The organism is Halomonas qinghailakensis, assembly GCF_025820815.1.
Classification (GTDB): domain Bacteria; phylum Pseudomonadota; class Gammaproteobacteria; order Pseudomonadales; family Halomonadaceae; genus Vreelandella; species Vreelandella qaidamensis.
In genome coordinates this window covers 959,920-976,004 of the sequence record NZ_CP096973.1, presented here as the reverse complement: position 1 = coordinate 976,004, position 16,085 = coordinate 959,920, and the positions used below count along the sequence as shown (strand labels likewise).

The window sequence follows — 16,085 nt, the reverse complement described above, 5'->3', positions numbered from 1 at the left end:
TCCTTGTATGGGAGACAACGCTGGGGCGGGAAAAGAAAAGTTATGCCCGCCTCCAGGTTGGGTATCGCTTGCTCGGCTTTTTTAAACGCTGCGGGCAATCATGTCGTCTTCTTGCTGCTGTTTTTGGCGCACTTTCTCGCGGATAAGCTTTTCCAGATCATCCACTAAGTGATCATTACGTAGTTTGCTAGCAGGCTTTCCATCGATATATACCAAGTTGGCCGGTGAGCCGCCGGTTAGGCCGATATCGGTTTCTTTCGCTTCACCTGGGCCATTGACGACGCAGCCAATGACTGAGACGTCCAGGGGCGTCATGACGTCTTCCAGCCGTTCTTCTAGCTGGTTCATGGTGCTGATGACATCGAAATTTTGCCGTGAGCAGCTGGGGCAGGCAATAAAGTTAATACCCTTTGCCCGCAGCCTTAGGCTTTTGAGCATGTCAAAGCCAACTTTAATTTCTTCTACCGGATCGGCCGCTAGCGATACGCGAATCGTGTCGCCAATGCCATCCATTAACAGCATGCCAAGACCAATCGACGACTTCACCGTACCAGAGCGTAGGCCGCCTGCTTCGGTAATGCCCAAATGAAGCGGCTGCTCGATACGCGTAGCCAGGTCGCGGTACGCTGCTACTGCCATAAATACATCTGAGGCTTTCACGCTGACTTTAAATTCTTGAAAATCGAGGCGATCCAGGTAATCGATATGGCGCATAGCCGATTCCACCAACGCGGCGGGGGTTGGCTCGCCATACTTTTTCTGTAGATCTTTTTCTAGGGACCCGGCATTGACACCAATACGAATCGGTATGCCATTATCGCGGGCAGCATTAACCACCGCGCGTACTCGATCTTCGCGGCCAATGTTACCTGGGTTAATACGCAAGCAGTCGACACCGAGTTCGGCTACACGCAGGGCAATTTTGTAGTCAAAATGGATGTCTGCCACTAGCGGAACATCGACACGTTGCTTGATTTTGCCGAAGCTTTCAGCGGCATCCATATCAGGTACAGAAACGCGAACGATGTCGGCACCGGCTTTTTCCAACTGCTGAATTTGTGCCACGGTGGCATCAACATCCAGCGTATTCGTGTTGGTCATGCTCTGTACAGCAATCGGCGCATCACCACCGACGGCGACATTGCCAACGTGGATCTGGCGCGAAAAACGGCGTTTAATCGGAGAAGGGGCGTGCATAAGACGGGTCACTCTCCCAGGGTAAAGCGGGCAACATTATTAGCACCGGCGTGTTGGACAAGGTTAACGTCCTCGCCTGCATAGCGCAGTTCTACACCGGTTGCGTTGCCGATAGTTAAACGAAAAGGCGGCTCGCCCTCAACACTTGCTGTGGTGCCAGGGGTTTGCAGTCCGACGAACACCCGCTGGTTATTTGCATCAAAAATTTCAGTCCACGATTGTTCGTTAAACGACAGTTCAAGTAAGTTGAGGTTCGTTGCTGGCGCTGCATCGGACGTATTGTTTTCACTGTCAGCGGCGGCATCCGTTGCTTCTGCTGTTTCGTCTGTAGCGGCAAACTCTGTATCTTCGCTAGGCACCGGAGTCGATGATTCAGTTTCTGCTGATGGCTCAACAGCTGCCGATACGGCGCTAGCCACTTCCTCATCAATGCCCTCGGAAGAGCTAGTCTGTTCTGCAGGCGTATTATTAGGAAGCTGTGGTGTGGCAACCAGGGGTTGTTCAGGTGTTGCCGTTGCATTGTTAGCTGGCGTGCTCGCGGTGTTACTCCCTTCCTCTAACCCGGGGTTGCTTCCCATGCTGGGTGGTTCACTGCCGCCACGGCTTTGCCACCACATAACGGTGACGGCAATTAAGGCCACAATGACTAATAAAGTAACAAGCTTGAAAAGCCACGCACCAAGACGAGACGGTGGCCGAGTGACAGAAACCGGCGTTACCCGGCGGTCTGGCTCTTTACTACCATGGTTGGCCTGATAGGCCTCAAGCACTAAACCGTCATCCATACCGAGATACTTCGCGTAAGCACGCAAGTAACCCCGGCGGTAAGCAGCGACAGGAATCTCTTCGTAGTTATCTTGCTCTAAACCGTCAACCACCGCTGGGCGCAAATTCAGTGCCCTTGCGGCATCCGTAAGCGGTACGCCAAGTGCTTCACGTTGGCGCGAGAGAAGCTCGCCAGGAGTAGCAGTTGGACTAGCGGTCGTAACATTCTCGTATGACTGTGTATCGCTCATAGCTGAGCATCCTTCAATAATTAGGTGAACAGGGCACCGTTAGTCAATATTCAATAAGCGCTGGTAGTTGGCAGCCGCAGCATGATCACCGCGGGCATGGGCGATATCAATCGCCATTTCCAGCGCTACTGGATCTTGCCCGGCCAGCTGTAAATAGCTCTGCAGCGGCTCCCAAGCTTGACCATAATTGCCCTGTGAAACTTCAAGTTCGGCTAATAATAAATATCCACGCGGGCTACGTGGATCAATGCTGACTGCACGCAGTAAGCGTTTGCGCGCTTCATTAATGTTCTCGGTTGCCAAATAGCACTGTCCTAAATTGGTAAACAGCTGAGCGCGATTGGCATACTGGGCATCCTGAGATGCGGTTTCTAACTGTTCGCAGGCGGCGGTGAACTGCCCCTGCTGATACAAAAACGCCGCATAGTTGTTACGCGCGCGAGTGAAAGAGGGGGCTGACTTAATTGCTTGCTGGAAATAGTGACTCGCAAGCTCATTCTCGTTCTGCTGTTGATAGACCAGTGCAAGCGCCTGAAGTGCCTCGGCATTACGTGGGTTAATTTCAAGTGCACGATCAAGCGCACCGAGCGCGCGGGTAAGATTGTCACGTTCTAGATAAGCTACCCCTAATTGGGTGTAAGCATCTGCCGCGCCATCGTCAGAGGTTGAGAGTGCGTTATCAGTCGTGGCACAGCCAACTAGCAACATACTGCTGGCTAGCACGCACAGCATACAAACCCTAGATGGGTAAAAGCGCCAGCAGTGACTGATCATGTACACCCTCTTGTAGCAACCATTTTGCAGTGAACATCAGACGCGTAGTTATGTGGCAACATTTTTGCGTGTGGCGGTTCGAAAACGTGTCCATCAAAGCGCCGCACTCGACGGAAGTCAAGATAACAACGGTTTAGTCTGCGTCAAGCTGTACGGACTGAATATAGCGTGCACTACGCTTAGTGCGGTCTTTCACACGCCCTACCAACTGGCCACAGGCAGCGTCGATGTCTTCGCCCCTTGTGACACGTACAGTGGCGTTATAACCCAGGTCATATAACCATTGCTGAAAGCGCATCACTTGGTTGCGTGAGGGCTTTTCGTAGCCTGAGTTAGGAAATGGGTTGAATGGTATCAGGTTAATTTTGCAGGGCAGTTCTTTTAACAATGCCGCCAGTTGCTCAGCATGTTCCTGCTGGTCATTTACATCTCTAATGAGCGTGTATTCAATGGTCACCTGGCGATTATCCGGGCATTTCGATAAGTAACGATGACAGGCGTCCAGGAGTGCACGGATATTATATTTACGGTTAATCGGTACCAGCTCGTTGCGTAGCTCGTCGGTGGATGCGTGCAACGAAATGGCTAAGCTAACGTCGATCTCATCGCCAAGCTTATCGATCATCGGCACCACGCCAGATGTGGATAGCGTAACGCGGCGTTTGGAAAGGCCATAGCCGTTGTCGTCTAGCATCAGCTTCATTGCTGGAACGACATTGTCAAAGTTGAGCAGCGGCTCACCCATGCCCATCATGACTACATTCGTCACCGGGCGATTAGCGGTATCGCGGCGCGGGCCAACACTGCGCTGGGCGACCCATACTTGGCCGATAATCTCGGCGGCGGTCAGGTTGCGCTGGAAGCCTTGCTTGCCGGTCGAGCAAAAGCTGCAGTCTAACGAACAGCCTACCTGGGAAGAGACGCATAGCGTCCGGCGCTTGCCATTTTCTGCAGGAATCAGCACCGTTTCTACGTAACTGCCATCTTCGACTTCCAAGACCCACTTGCGTGTGCCGTCGCTGGAAGTGCCTTCGTAAACAACTCCAGGACCACGAATCTCTGCCAACCGAGCTAGTTTTTCACGCAACGGTTTGGAAAGATTCGTCATGGCAGCAAAATCGTCGCTACCTTCCTGATGAATCCACTTCATTAGCTGGGCAGCACGAAACTTCTTTTCGCCGATTGACAAAAAGAAGGCCTCCATCTGCTCACGAGACATGCCCAGCAGATTCTGGCGTTCTGGCGCGTTAGTGGCGGCAGGTTCGCTTTCGGTCGAAGAGAGAGAGGTAGGCGTATGTTGAGCTACGGTAGTGGTCATGGCGGTCAGCGTTCAGAGAAAAGGCGGGGGCTTAGCCCCCGCGAAAATGGCCGGCAACGGATGTTGAATCGGCGGCACGCTTGGTTTAGCGCGGGCAAATTTCGTCGTTACCGAAGAAGTAGCTAATTTCGCGCGCAGCGCTTTCCGGCGAATCAGAACCATGGACAGCGTTTGCGTCGATTGTTTCCGCAAAGTCAGCACGAATAGTGCCCGGTGCTGCTTCTTTCGGGTTAGTCGCACCCATCAAATCGCGGTTTTTAGCAATAGCGCCTTCGCCTTCCAGTACCTGAACAACGACTGGGCCAGACGTCATGAAGCCAACCAGGTCTTTAAAGAAAGGACGCTCTTTATGTTCGGCGTAAAAACCGCCTGCTTTTTCTTCAGAAAGATGAACCATCTTCGCAGCAACAACTTTCAGGCCTGCTTTTTCAAAGCGAGCAATAATGTCGCCAATTGCATTTTTAGCAACGGCATCAGGCTTGATAATAGAAAGAGTACGTTCAATTGCCATGGTGGAATCTCCTTAAGAGGCATAAAGCAGAAGTGCCGCCCCGGAGAGCCGAGGCGGCGCAGGAAAAATGAGTCGGCAGGGCGTTTGCATCACCAATTGCCGAGTGGCCGCGATTATAGCGCCTCAAGGGGGGGATGAATACCGGTGATGCAGCGCTAAACGCTTAGACTGTGAAGCTTTCGCCACAGCCACACTCATCTTTAACGTTGGGATTGTTGAAGCGGAAAAAGCGATTCAGCCCTTCGCTTACATAGTCCACTTCACTGCCGTTGAGTATTTCTAGCGCGTCTGGCGCGATATATACGCAAGCGCCATGCTCTTCAAAGCGAATTTCGTCATCGCTGACGTCATCGGCAAAGTCGAGTACGTAACTATAGCCTGAACAACCGCTAGGTTTAACGGAAACGCGCAGCCCCAGTCCCTGGCCACGCTCATCGAGAACATGGCGAATTTGCTGAGCTGCAGCGGGCGTAATATTGAGAGTTGCCATAGGGGCGTTCTCCTTCAAGAAGTCGGTAGGTTGATTGCCAAGTGTGGCATCAGCCATTTAACGCGTGGATGAGCGAAGACCACTCAATGCATGGCGCAGTAATGTCAGTGCATGATCAATGTCGGCGTCGGTAGTGAAACGCCCGAAACTGAAGCGTAGCGAGGACAGCGCCAGGGCGCGCGGTATACCAATTCCCAATAAAACATAGGATGGGTCGACGCTAGCAGAGTTACAGGCTGACCCAGTTGATACGGCAACATCGCGCAGTGCCATCAGTAGCGATTCACCGTCTACCCCTTTAAATGCCAGATTTAAAATATTGGGAACGGCATTTTCCAGTGGAGAGTTAGCGAAGACACCATCAACGTCCTCTAGCCCTGTCAGGAAGCGCGCCCGTAGCTGGGCAATATGCGCTTGATCCTCCTGATGGTGGTGTTGCATCAGTGCAAACGCTTCACCCATCCCGGCAATTTGATGGGTAGGTAGAGTTCCAGAGCGCATGCCTCGCTCGTGACCGCCACCATGAATAAGGGCTTCTAGGCGTATATCTGGGTGGCGTTTGACATAAAGCGCACCAACCCCTTTAGGACCGTAAGCCTTGTGGGCAGACAGAGACATTAAATCAATCTGCTGCGCTACAACATCTAAAGGAATACGGCCAACAGCTTGGGCCGCATCGGTATGGAAAACAGCGCCAAACTCATGAGTAATCTCTGCCAGCGCAGCAATATCGTTAATGCTACCCAGTTCGTTGTTAACTGCCATTAACGATACCAGTGCCGTATCGTCTCGCATAGCGGCACGCAGCTGCTCAGGCGTTGTACGACCATCGCGCCCTGGCGTAATCCACGTCACCTCAAAACCTTCGATTTCTAAGGCCTTGGCGGTATCAACAACTGCTTTATGCTCAATGGTGGACGTTACCAAGTGCATGCCGCGCTCACGATTGGCACGCATATAGCCAATTAGCGCGAGATTGTTGGCCTCAGTGGCGCCGCTGGTCCAAACGATTTCGCGTGGGTCTGCGCCAACGGTATCCGCGACTTGACGGCGGGCCTGCTCTACTACCTGTTCCGCCTGCCAGCCTAGCATGTGGCTGCGCGAGGCAGGATTGGCGAACAGCTGGTCAACCGTTAAGTAGCGCTGCATGATGTTAGCGACGCGCGTATCGACCGGCGTGGTCGCGGCATAGTCCAAATAAATCGGCAGCGAAGGTGAAGAGGTCATCGTCATAAAGTCCAACGTGCGGTGAAAGCCGTTAAGGGGATGAGGCGAGAATGCCTGCTTCTACGCGCTGCTGTTGCCGAGAGGCAATACGCATAACATCGGGGCGCTGCATCAGCTGTGCAAGGCTTGTGTCATCAAGGAAATTACGAATCTGACTAGACAGCTCGCACCATAGGTGGTGAGTGAGGCAGGTGTCGCCTTGTTGGCAGTCTGAAAGCCCTTGGCAGCGTGTTGCATCCACGGTCTCATTAACCGCATCAATCACTTGAGAAACACTGATATCTTCAGGCGGTTTCGCTAGTAAATAGCCGCCACCCGGGCCACGCACGCTGCTGACTAGGCCAGCTCTTCGCAGGCGTGCAAACAGCTGCTCAAGGTAAGAGAGCGAAATTTCCTGACGCTGAGAAATGTCCCCCAAGCTGGTAGGCCCTTGGGGGGTATTTATCGCCAAATCAAGCATGGCGGTAACGGCGTAACGGCCTTTAGTGGTCAAGCGCATGACAGGCACCTCGACGCTGAACCTCAGCGCACTTACGGCAAATGTAGCGCCATTATGGAAATCCTGAGTGCTTTGGTCAACTATTGCGCGATGTCGTTGACTCAGATGTCGACTCTGATGCTGTGTCAGCCGCTAAAGTGGAGGGTGAGTCCGTAGGTGGATGCGCCGCAGTTTGCTGCGCATTGGCTGTGTCTGTCTCGGTCGTCCTGGTGTTGGTTTGTGGGCTATGGCTATGTTTGCCAACCCCTGGGCAGCCTGTATCGTTTTCATCCAGAATGTCGGCAAAATCTTCATCCCGCAGGGCAGGTAGCTGGCCGTCGCGATAGTTAGCATCGAGTTTGCGCAGTGTTGAACACATGCGCTCAATGCGTTCATCCACAGCGTGCATATGGTCGAGCATGGCCTGCATCGAACGTGCCACAGGGTCGGGCATATCCTGGCTAACACCATAGGCATCAAAGCCAAATTTTTGGCAAATCGCTTCACGGCGAGCAGGATCGATATCTAATACTTCTTCGCTATCGGGGTCGGCGCGTTTAACGATCTTGCCTGGAATACCAACCACCGTAGCGCCGGATGGAACTTCTTTAGTAACGACAGCATTAGAGCCAATTTTTGCGCCTGCACCAACGGTAAATGGTCCTAGAATCTTCGCACCAGCGCCGACAATCACACCATCTTCCAGCGTAGGGTGACGCTTGCCCTTATTCCAACTGGTGCCACCTAAGGTAACGCCCTGGTAAAGGGTCACGTTGTCGCCAACTAACGCCGTTTCACCAATCACTACGCCCATGCCGTGATCGATAAAGAAGCGGCGGCCAATGGTGGCACCTGGATGAATTTCGATGCCGGTCAGCCAGCGGGAAAATGTCGATAGCGTTCGTGCCAGCCATTTAAGGTTTTTCTTCCACAGCCAGTGGCTGCAGCGATGAAGCAGCAGGGCATGTAGGCCTGGATAGTTGGTCAGCACCTCAAGAAAGTTACGTGCCGCTGGGTCGCGGTCGAATACGCTATTAATGTCTTCACGCAGGCGTTGAAACATGGGTGATCCTTGGGCGTTAAAGGGCGGCAGTCATAAGTTCTTGGAATATGGTTCTTAGAATATGGTTCTTAGAATATGGTTAGCGCAATGCCACGTTTAAAAAACAATGTTGGGGCGCGCTGGGGCGACTTCAAGTTTCGGCAACTCAGGCTGCAGCAGTAGTCAGCGTTATGGCCGATGTTTGTCTGCTGTTTTTTCAGTTGCCGAAAGAATCCCACGTAGAATGTTCATTTCCATTTTTTCTGGACGAGCACGCAGGTAGAGACGACGCAGTCTAGCCATCAGTTGGCGCGGCTGTGCGGGGTCATGAAACTCAATGGCAATTAGCGTGCGTTCTAGGTGTTCAAAGTAGCGTTCTAGTTCGGCATGGGTGACCAACGCATCATCCGGTTCTTCAGTGGTGCTGGCGGTATCCTGTTGGCTTAGCCATGCCATACGGCACTCATAGGCAATCACCTGAACAGCGGCGGCTAGGTTTAGCGAGCTGAAGTCTGCGTTGGTGGGAATATGCACATGGGCGTGGCAACGCTGCAGCTCGGCATTTGTTAAGCCGCTGTCCTCGCGGCCAAACACCAGGGCTACGCGAGCGCTATCAGGCTGACATTCATCGGGCAAACGTTCGGCCAACTCACGAGGAGAGATCATTGGCCAGGGCAGCGTGCGCGAGCGGGCGCTAGCACCCACGGCAAGCGTGCAGTCAGCAACGGCGTCTTCTAGGGTAGAGTGAACCGTTGCCTGATGGAGCAGGTGGTCAGCTCCCGAGGCGCGGGAAATGCTGTCTTGGGTAATTACTTCGCAGCGCGGCGCGACCAGGGCTAAATCGGCTAAGCCCATGTTGTGCATGGCGCGGGCGACGCCGCCAATATTACCAGGATGGCTAGTGCCAATAAGAACAATACGAATGCGCTCAAGCATAATGGGCTCGGTAATCAAGTGCGGAAAACGCGCAGTTTAGCATGAGTCGATAGCATGCCCGAGGGGGCTCTGTTAGAATTACGCGCCAAAGCAGTCCTGCCACTGCCTCCGTTCTTTAACATCACTGTGACAAGGCCCGATCATGAATCCTATGGTCCAATTTACGCTGCGCGCTGCGCGTGGCGCTGTTGAACACTTTTTACGTGTTCGTGAACGCATTGAAAATGCTCACGATGAATTTAACCTCGACCGCTTGCTAGAAGATACTGCTCGCAAAGCAGAGGCTACCATTGTTCAGCAGCTGCAGCGCGGGTATCCCCTGCATGGCGTCAGTGGCCGCTATACGCCCCATAAAGCGGGCGAAGGCGAAGGCGCTGATATCGTCTGGAAGATTGAACCAATGCACGGCTATTCCAATTTAGCGGTGGCAGGTAAGGGCTTTGCTCTCTCAGTGGTGTGTCTCGTAAAAGGTCGTCCTGAGCATGCGGTCATTATTTGCCCGTTCGCCGACGATGAATATATTGCTAGCCGCGGTCGCGGTGCGCAGCATAACGATAAGCGCATGCGTGTTAGCAAGCCTACCGCTATTAGCGGTACGCGAATCGCCATGAGCCTGCCGGAAACCTGGTTACGCCCTAGCCATTTGCCAGCTTACCTGACCATTACTCAGCAATTAGCGCCTCAAGTAGAAGCCATATTGGCATCTGGTAGTGGCCTGCTGGATATTTGCGAACTCGCCTGTGGCCGAGTGGACAGTGTGTTTGTGTTGGGCCTTGAAGAGCAGGATATGCAGGTAGGAACGCTATTGCTGAAAGAAGCCGGAGCGCTGATAGGGTCGCCTGATGGCAAACCGACAGTGAATGCTGAAGGTCAGCTGATGGCCGCTGGCCCGCGCCTGTACAAAGCCTTGATTAAACAATTGGCACCGCATTTTTAAGCGTTAAAAAGCGATGTAGTTAATAAATGATGTAGTTAATAAATGATGTAGTTAAAAAGCCCCGCTGGTTTTTCGCCAGCGGGGCTTTTTTGCTTGCCACTTAACGTATTGGCGCGATCAAGCTGCCGTTTAGGGCAGCTCTTCTTCCTCTTCATCCAGCTCTTTCTTAGTGGGTATAAGGTCTTCCCGAGAAAGCTTAAGCGGAATCAGTAGTGCGCCTGAGATATAAATTGATGAGAACGTGCCTACTACGATGCCAATCAGCAGCGCAATGGCGAAGTTCTTAATCATATCGCCGCCCAATAACAGCAGCGCCAGTAGCACCAGCACAGTCGTGCCAGAAGTAGCCAGCGTACGGGACAGCGTGGCATTGATCGCTTCGTTGAAGATTTGCGGCATATCATCAATACGTGATGTGCGAATAGCCTCGCGGATACGGTCATAAACAACAATCGTGTCGTTTAGCGAGTAGCCGATTACCGCCAAAATCGCTGCCAGTACTGTTAAGTCGAAGTCCAGCTGAAACAGCGCAAAGATGCCAACAACGATGATGACATCGTGCAGCAGGGCTAGCAGGGCGCCAATGGCAAACTTGTATTGGAAGCGAAAGGCAACGTAGAGCATCACCACGCCCAGGGCTACCAGCAGGCCTAAGCCGCTCTGGTCACGTAACTGGTCACCCACCTGTGCGCCAACAAACTCGGCCCTTACTAGATTAACGCTATCGCCATTGGCACGAAGCAAGCTGACAACCTCATTGCCGACATCAGCATCGAATGCCTGCTGGAGTCGGATAAGCACTTCGGTTGATGCACCAAACGTTTGTACTGACACATCCTGGAAGCCGCTGTCTTCAAGCAGTTGGCGAATCGCATCTAATGACGGTGCGGCACCATAACGTACTTCCACCAGCGTACCGCCCGTGAAGTCCAGCCCGAGGTTTAATTGCTGAAAAATAATGGCGCCAATTGAGATAATTAGCAGCACGGCAGAGACGACAAACGCAAAGTTGCGCCGCCCCATAAAGTCGATTTGCAGTTGTGATAGGGGTTTCATTACCACCTCTTAAATTCTGGGCTAAGCACGTGGTTCAGATCCATGCTTTTCAAATCTATGCCATTTAGATCCATGTTAAATCCACAGCTTTTTGACGGGCTTGCTGCCATAGGTCAGGTTGACCATGGCGCGCGTTACCAGTAAAGCAGTGAACATGGATGTCAAGATGCCAATAGAGAGCGTAACGGCAAAGCCTTTTACCGGACCGGTACCAATCGAGAACAGAATTACCGCCACCAGTAGTGTGGTGATATTGGCATCCACGATAGAGGTGAAAGCGCGCTCGTAGCCCGCATGGATTGCCTGCTGTATCGACATGCCATTGCGTAATTCTTCGCGTATGCGCTCGAAGATTAGAACATTGGCATCCACCGCCATCCCCAAGGTAAGCACAATCCCGGCGATACCTGGCAGTGTAAGTGTGGCACCGAGCATCGACATCACCGCAATTAGCAGCGTCAGGTTAAGCGCCAGGGCGATATTGGCGAATATGCCAAACACTTTGTAACGTGCCAGCATAAACAGAACGACCAGCAACAGGCCGATTTGAACCGAGAGCAGACCGCGCTCAATATTTTCAGCACCCAAGCTTGGGCCGATAGTGCGTTCTTGTACAAAGTAGATAGGGGCGGCTAGTGAACCAGAGCGCAGCAGAAGAGCAAGCTCAGCAGCTTCAGTCGGCGAGTCTAAACCGGTGATGCGGAAGCTATTGCCCAACGCACTTTGGATGGTTGCAAGGCTGATCAAGCCGCGTTCGGTATAAGGCTCGCGGACAGTGGTTTCTTCGCCCGTTTCGGGGTCGATTTCTACCCGATCTTCGCTTTTATGTTCAATGAATAACACCGCCATATTACGGCCGATATTCGTACGCGTAGCGCGGTTCATAAGCGTACCGCCGGTGCCGTCTAGGTTGATGTTGACCTGGGGGCGGCCATTTTCATCAAAGCTGTTGCTGGCACTGGATACGCTGTCGCCGGTAATAATGACGTCGCGCATCAGCTCCGCTGAGCGTGCTGGGTCGTTACGGAATTCGAAACGCTCGGTTTCTGTATCTGGTGTGTCGTTACGTGCTTCCAGGCGAAACTCTAGATTTGCCGTTGCGCCGACAATGCGCTTGGCAGCGACGGTATCTTGAACGCCGGGCAGCTCAACCACAATTTGGCTAGGGCCTTGGCGTTGAACCATCGGTTCAGCTACGCCCAGTTCATTCACGCGGTTACGTAGCGTGGTGAGGTTTTGATTGATCGCATAGTCTTGAATCTCGCTAACGGTTTGGTCGCTTAGCGTCATAACAAGGCTAGAAGCGCGGCCATCGCCTTCGTTACTATATTCAAAATTAGGGAAGTCGCGACTAATCAAGCGTCGAGCAGTATCACGATCATCTGTACTGCCGAAATCGATAGAGAGTGACCGATCGTTGATGGTGGTATTGCGATAGCGAATACGCTCACCACGCAGCAGCTCACGCATGGCACTAGCATTCACTTCCATACGCTGGGTAAGGGCGGCGTCCATGTCTACTTCAAGTAAGAAGTGCACACCTCCGCGTAAATCGAGGCCCAGCGTCATGGGAGATGCGGAAAAGGCTTGCAGCCAACCAGGGGTGGCGTCAGCAAGGTTGAGTGCAACAGTGGCATCGTTGCCCAATACATCGGAGGCGATATCACGGGCATCTAGCTGGTCATCATCACTCTGTAAACGAATTAGCCATTGGCCATTCGTTTCTTCGATCGCTTTAATGGCGATATTGCTGTCGATGAGTGCTTCTTCAACGCGGGATATTTGCCGTTCATCCAGCGAGTCGCCCTGGGCATCACTAACTTGGATAGCGGGATCTGCGGGGAATAAGTTGGGAAGCGAATAGATAAGGCCAACCACCAGGACGACCAGTATCAGCAGATACTTCCACAGGGGGTAACGGTTGAGCATGCAAGCCCTGCCTTCAATTACAAACGGAATTGCTGTGCACGGACAAACCGCGCACAGCAAAGTTCACCATCGTGGCTACCATCTCACCCCTGCCGGGGTGGCTGGCACTGGATCGGCAGGGGGGAATGCAGGCGTTAGATGGACTTAATAGTGCCTTTAGGAAGTACGGCAGCAACGGCATTTTTCTGCACGTTAACTTCGGTGCCTTCAGAAACTTCCAGCGTTAGGAACTCATCATTAACTTTGGTAACACGACCAACAAGACCGCCACCGATGACAACTTCGTCGCCTTTAGCCAAGCCAGAAACCAACTGCTTATGCTGCTTTGCGCGCTTTGCTTGGGGACGCCACAGCAAGAAATAAAAGATCAGTACAAAACCAACCAGCATAACAATTTGCGCGATGCCACCGCCGGCAGCGGCTTCTTGGGCATGGGCTGGTGAGATGAAGAAATCCAGCATTGCAGAGAACTCCTGGGTTAGAAAACTCAATGGGTGAACCGATTAAACCACCCGCCAACGGCGGATGGCGATTAATTCGCTAGGGGAGGCACTGACAGGCCGCGCTGGGCGTAAAAGCCTTCCACAAAGGTCGTCAATGTACCCGCTTCGATTGCCGCGCGCAAATCAGCCATTACCCGCTGGTAGTAGCGTAAGTTATGGATGGTATTGAGCATGGAGCCGAGCATCTCGTTACAACGATCAAGGTGGTGTAAGTAGCCGCGTGAGAAATTCTGACAGGTATAGCAGTCACACCCTTCATCAAGCGGTCGAGTATCAAAGCGGTGTTTGGCATTACGGATCTTAACTGTACCGTCTGAGGTGAACAGGTGGCCGTTGCGCGCATTACGAGTGGGCATCACGCAATCAAACATGTCGACGCCGCGGCGCACACCTTCTACCAAGTCTTCTGGCTTGCCAACGCCCATTAGGTAGCGTGGGGTATCGTCTGGCATCCAGGTGGGTAGATAATCGAGTACTTTGATCATCTCCTCTTTGGGCTCGCCCACCGATAGGCCACCAATGGCTAAGCCATCGAAGCCAATACCGAGCAGCCCTTTTAGTGAGCGTTCGCGAAGTTCAGGGTGCATGCCACCTTGAATAATACCGAACAACGCTGAAGGCGAATCACCATGGGCATCGCGGGAGCGTTTTGCCCAGCGCAGCGAAAGCTCCATGGATTTTTCGGCTTCTTCAAAGGTCGCGGGGTATGGGGTGCACTCGTCGAAGATCATCACCACGTCAGAGCCCAACGAGCGCTGCACGGCCATGGACTCTTCCGGCCCCATAAACACCTTGCTACCATCGACTGGTGAGCGGAAATGCACACCCTGCTCGGTGATTTTGCGCATTTCACCCAAGGAAAATACCTGAAAACCGCCTGAGTCGGTCAGGATGGGTTTGTCCCATTGGGCAAAGTCATGCAAATCGCCATGAGCTTCAATGACATCGGTGCCAGGGCGCAGCCATAGGTGAAAGGTATTGCCGAGAATGATTTCTGCGCCAATCTCTTTCACGGAGTCTGGTGTCATGCCCTTCACTGTGCCGTAGGTGCCCACCGGCATAAAGGCGGGAGTTTCCACGGTGCCACGAGGAAAGTGCAGGCGTCCCCGGCGCGCACGGCCATCTTCAGCAAGGCGCTCAAAGCGCATAAAGCATTCGTTTCGCATCTAAAATAACTCGTCAATAATCGGTTAAGGCGCGGGTGTGTGGTGCTTAGCGGGTCAGTAGCATGGCATCGCCGTAGCTAAAAAAGGCGTAGCGCTCGTCTACTGCCGCGCGGTATGCGCGCATCATGTGGTCATAGCCTGCAAACGCGGAGACCAGCATTAGCAGCGTCGACTCAGGTAGATGGAAGTTGGTAATCAAAGCATCCACACAGCGCCATTCGTAGCCAGGGTAGATAAAGATGTCGGTGTCGCCGCTGAACGGAGCGATCTGGCCATCGCTACTTTTCAGGCAAGCGCTTTCTAAGCAGCGCACGCTGGTCGTGCCGACAGCAATGACTCGTTTTCCAGCGGCCTGAGTGTCGCGAACTTGTTGGCAAGCAGCCTCAGAAACCTCAATCCACTCACTATGCATATGGTGTTCGAGAATGTTGTCGACGCGCACTGGCTGAAAGGTGCCTGCGCCAACGTGCAAAGTCACAAACGCGCTGTTAATACCTTTTTCGGCCAAAGCATCCAATAAGGGCTGATCAAAATGAAGCCCTGCGGTGGGCGCCGCAACGGCACCATCGCGACGAGCATATACAGTTTGATAGCGCTCTCGATCACTCAGCTCATCTTCACGGGTAATATACGGCGGTAGCGGCATATGGCCGTGCTTCTCAAGTAGCGCAATCATCGGCGTATCGCCTAGAAAGCGTAGCTCAAACAGCGCATCGCGGCGGCCTTCAACAATGGCATGAATATCGCCTTCAAAGATCAGTTCGGTGCCTGGTTTTGGCGATTTACTCGAACGGATATGCGCTAAACCACGGTGGCTGTCCAACGGACGCTCCAGCAGCATTTCTACTTTTCCGCCGCTCGCCTTATGGCCGTGCAAGCGCGCTGGAATGACACGCGTGTCATTGAAGACCAGCAAGTCGCCTGGTTCGAGTAGCTCAAGCAAATCAGGAAACCGGCGATGCTCAAGCGCACCGCTTTTGCCATCCACGCATAGCAAACGACAGTCGCTGCGCTGCTCAGAGGGGTAGCGAGCAATTAGCTCATCAGGTAACTCGAAATGAAAGTCCGCGCGCTGCATGGGAATGGCTCTTTTCAGTGGTCAAACAGGCGGCATAGGATAGCGCTTTAGATAGATAAAGTCAGTCAATGTGATTGACCTGCGAGGTTATCTCCGTATAATGCGCATCCATTGCCGGTGTGGCGGAATTGGTAGACGCAGCGGATTCAAAATCCGCCGCCTTTACGGGTGTGCCAGTTCGAGTCTGGCCACCGGCACCAAATTTTAAGGGCTTAGCGTTTTATCGCTAGGCCCTTTTTTGTGCCTGCTTGTTTGTGCCTGCTTGCGTCGTTTTTCAATCCTCTTTTGCCAGCTTTCAGCTCCCCGTTTTTCAGCTCCCCGTTTTTTCAAGTGTCCACTTTTTGTCCATTGATCTTGTTGCTCGCTACTACGTTTTGTTAATGATGATGTGTCTAATGCTCTGTTACCGCACTTTAACCGGCCTTTT

Annotated in this window: 16 protein-coding genes and 1 tRNA gene; 2 read left to right on the top strand and 15 right to left on the bottom strand. The window is 52.8% G+C overall.

Annotation, left to right across the window (positions count from 1 at the left end; all coding sequences use genetic code 11):
- Positions 1-81 precede the first annotated feature (81 nt).
- The 10 genes from ispG to trmJ form a co-directional block, all read right to left on the bottom strand.
- Positions 82-1,197: a flavodoxin-dependent (E)-4-hydroxy-3-methylbut-2-enyl-diphosphate synthase gene (ispG, locus tag M0220_RS04535; protein WP_030069523.1), complete on the bottom strand. Its 1,116-nt coding sequence runs from the start codon at positions 1,195-1,197 to the stop codon at positions 82-84.
- Between the two features lie 8 nt (positions 1,198-1,205).
- Entirely contained in the window at positions 1,206-2,213 is a 1,008-nt protein-coding gene (locus M0220_RS04530) for a RodZ domain-containing protein (protein WP_264018805.1), read from the bottom strand.
- A 39-nt stretch (positions 2,214-2,252) separates the two neighbouring features.
- Positions 2,253-2,987 (bottom strand): type IV pilus biogenesis/stability protein PilW, encoded by a 735-nt coding sequence (gene pilW / locus M0220_RS04525; protein WP_264018804.1) that lies wholly within the window; start codon positions 2,985-2,987, stop codon positions 2,253-2,255.
- Between the two features lie 133 nt (positions 2,988-3,120).
- Complete coding sequence (gene rlmN, locus M0220_RS04520; RefSeq protein WP_030069529.1) at positions 3,121-4,305, bottom strand: 23S rRNA (adenine(2503)-C(2))-methyltransferase RlmN; 1,185 nt, start codon at positions 4,303-4,305, stop codon at positions 3,121-3,123.
- An 85-nt stretch (positions 4,306-4,390) separates the two neighbouring features.
- The gene (gene ndk, locus M0220_RS04515) at positions 4,391-4,816 is read right to left on the bottom strand and encodes a nucleoside-diphosphate kinase (RefSeq protein ID WP_030069531.1); all 426 of its coding nucleotides are present in this window, start codon (positions 4,814-4,816) and stop codon (positions 4,391-4,393) included.
- A 163-nt stretch (positions 4,817-4,979) separates the two neighbouring features.
- Entirely contained in the window at positions 4,980-5,306 is a 327-nt protein-coding gene (locus M0220_RS04510) for a HesB/IscA family protein (RefSeq protein ID WP_030069533.1), read from the bottom strand.
- A gap of 57 nt (positions 5,307-5,363) precedes the next feature.
- Entirely contained in the window at positions 5,364-6,533 is a 1,170-nt protein-coding gene (locus M0220_RS04505; RefSeq protein ID WP_030069535.1) for an aminotransferase class V-fold PLP-dependent enzyme, read from the bottom strand.
- A gap of 31 nt (positions 6,534-6,564) precedes the next feature.
- Positions 6,565-7,032, bottom strand: a complete 468-nt coding sequence (gene iscR / locus M0220_RS04500) for a Fe-S cluster assembly transcriptional regulator IscR (protein ID WP_030069537.1) — start codon at positions 7,030-7,032, stop codon at positions 6,565-6,567.
- A 76-nt stretch (positions 7,033-7,108) separates the two neighbouring features.
- A complete protein-coding gene (gene cysE, locus M0220_RS04495) occupies positions 7,109-8,074 on the bottom strand; it encodes a serine O-acetyltransferase (protein ID WP_264018803.1) in 966 nt (321 codons plus the stop codon).
- Between the two features lie 168 nt (positions 8,075-8,242).
- On the bottom strand, positions 8,243-8,989 hold the full coding sequence (gene trmJ, locus M0220_RS04490) for a tRNA (cytosine(32)/uridine(32)-2'-O)-methyltransferase TrmJ (RefSeq protein WP_030069541.1): 747 nt from the start codon (positions 8,987-8,989) through the stop codon (positions 8,243-8,245).
- Between the two features lie 142 nt (positions 8,990-9,131).
- Between trmJ and M0220_RS04485 the strand changes: the two genes are divergently transcribed.
- Positions 9,132-9,926 carry an inositol monophosphatase family protein gene (locus M0220_RS04485; protein WP_030069543.1) on the top strand — a complete coding sequence of 265 codons (795 nt, stop codon included), beginning with the start codon at positions 9,132-9,134 and terminating at the stop codon, positions 9,924-9,926.
- A 129-nt stretch (positions 9,927-10,055) separates the two neighbouring features.
- Here the strand turns inward: M0220_RS04485 and secF are convergent, their stop codons facing one another.
- The 5 genes from secF to queA form a co-directional block, all read right to left on the bottom strand.
- On the bottom strand, positions 10,056-10,982 hold the full coding sequence (gene secF / locus M0220_RS04480; protein WP_030069545.1) for a protein translocase subunit SecF: 927 nt from the start codon (positions 10,980-10,982) through the stop codon (positions 10,056-10,058).
- A 75-nt stretch (positions 10,983-11,057) separates the two neighbouring features.
- Entirely contained in the window at positions 11,058-12,911 is a 1,854-nt protein-coding gene (gene secD, locus M0220_RS04475) for a protein translocase subunit SecD (RefSeq protein ID WP_030069546.1), read from the bottom strand.
- A 134-nt stretch (positions 12,912-13,045) separates the two neighbouring features.
- Positions 13,046-13,372: a preprotein translocase subunit YajC gene (gene yajC, locus M0220_RS04470; RefSeq protein WP_030069547.1), complete on the bottom strand. Its 327-nt coding sequence runs from the start codon at positions 13,370-13,372 to the stop codon at positions 13,046-13,048.
- 71 nt (positions 13,373-13,443) lie between these two features.
- Positions 13,444-14,562, bottom strand: a complete 1,119-nt coding sequence (gene tgt / locus M0220_RS04465; protein ID WP_404813845.1) for a tRNA guanosine(34) transglycosylase Tgt — start codon at positions 14,560-14,562, stop codon at positions 13,444-13,446.
- Positions 14,563-14,626: 64 nt separating this feature from the next.
- A complete protein-coding gene (gene queA, locus M0220_RS04460) occupies positions 14,627-15,658 on the bottom strand; it encodes a tRNA preQ1(34) S-adenosylmethionine ribosyltransferase-isomerase QueA (protein ID WP_264018801.1) in 1,032 nt (343 codons plus the stop codon).
- A gap of 113 nt (positions 15,659-15,771) precedes the next feature.
- Here queA and M0220_RS04455 point away from each other — a divergent pair.
- Positions 15,772-15,858: transfer RNA gene (locus tag M0220_RS04455), tRNA-Leu, on the top strand.
- Positions 15,859-16,085 lie beyond the last annotated feature (227 nt).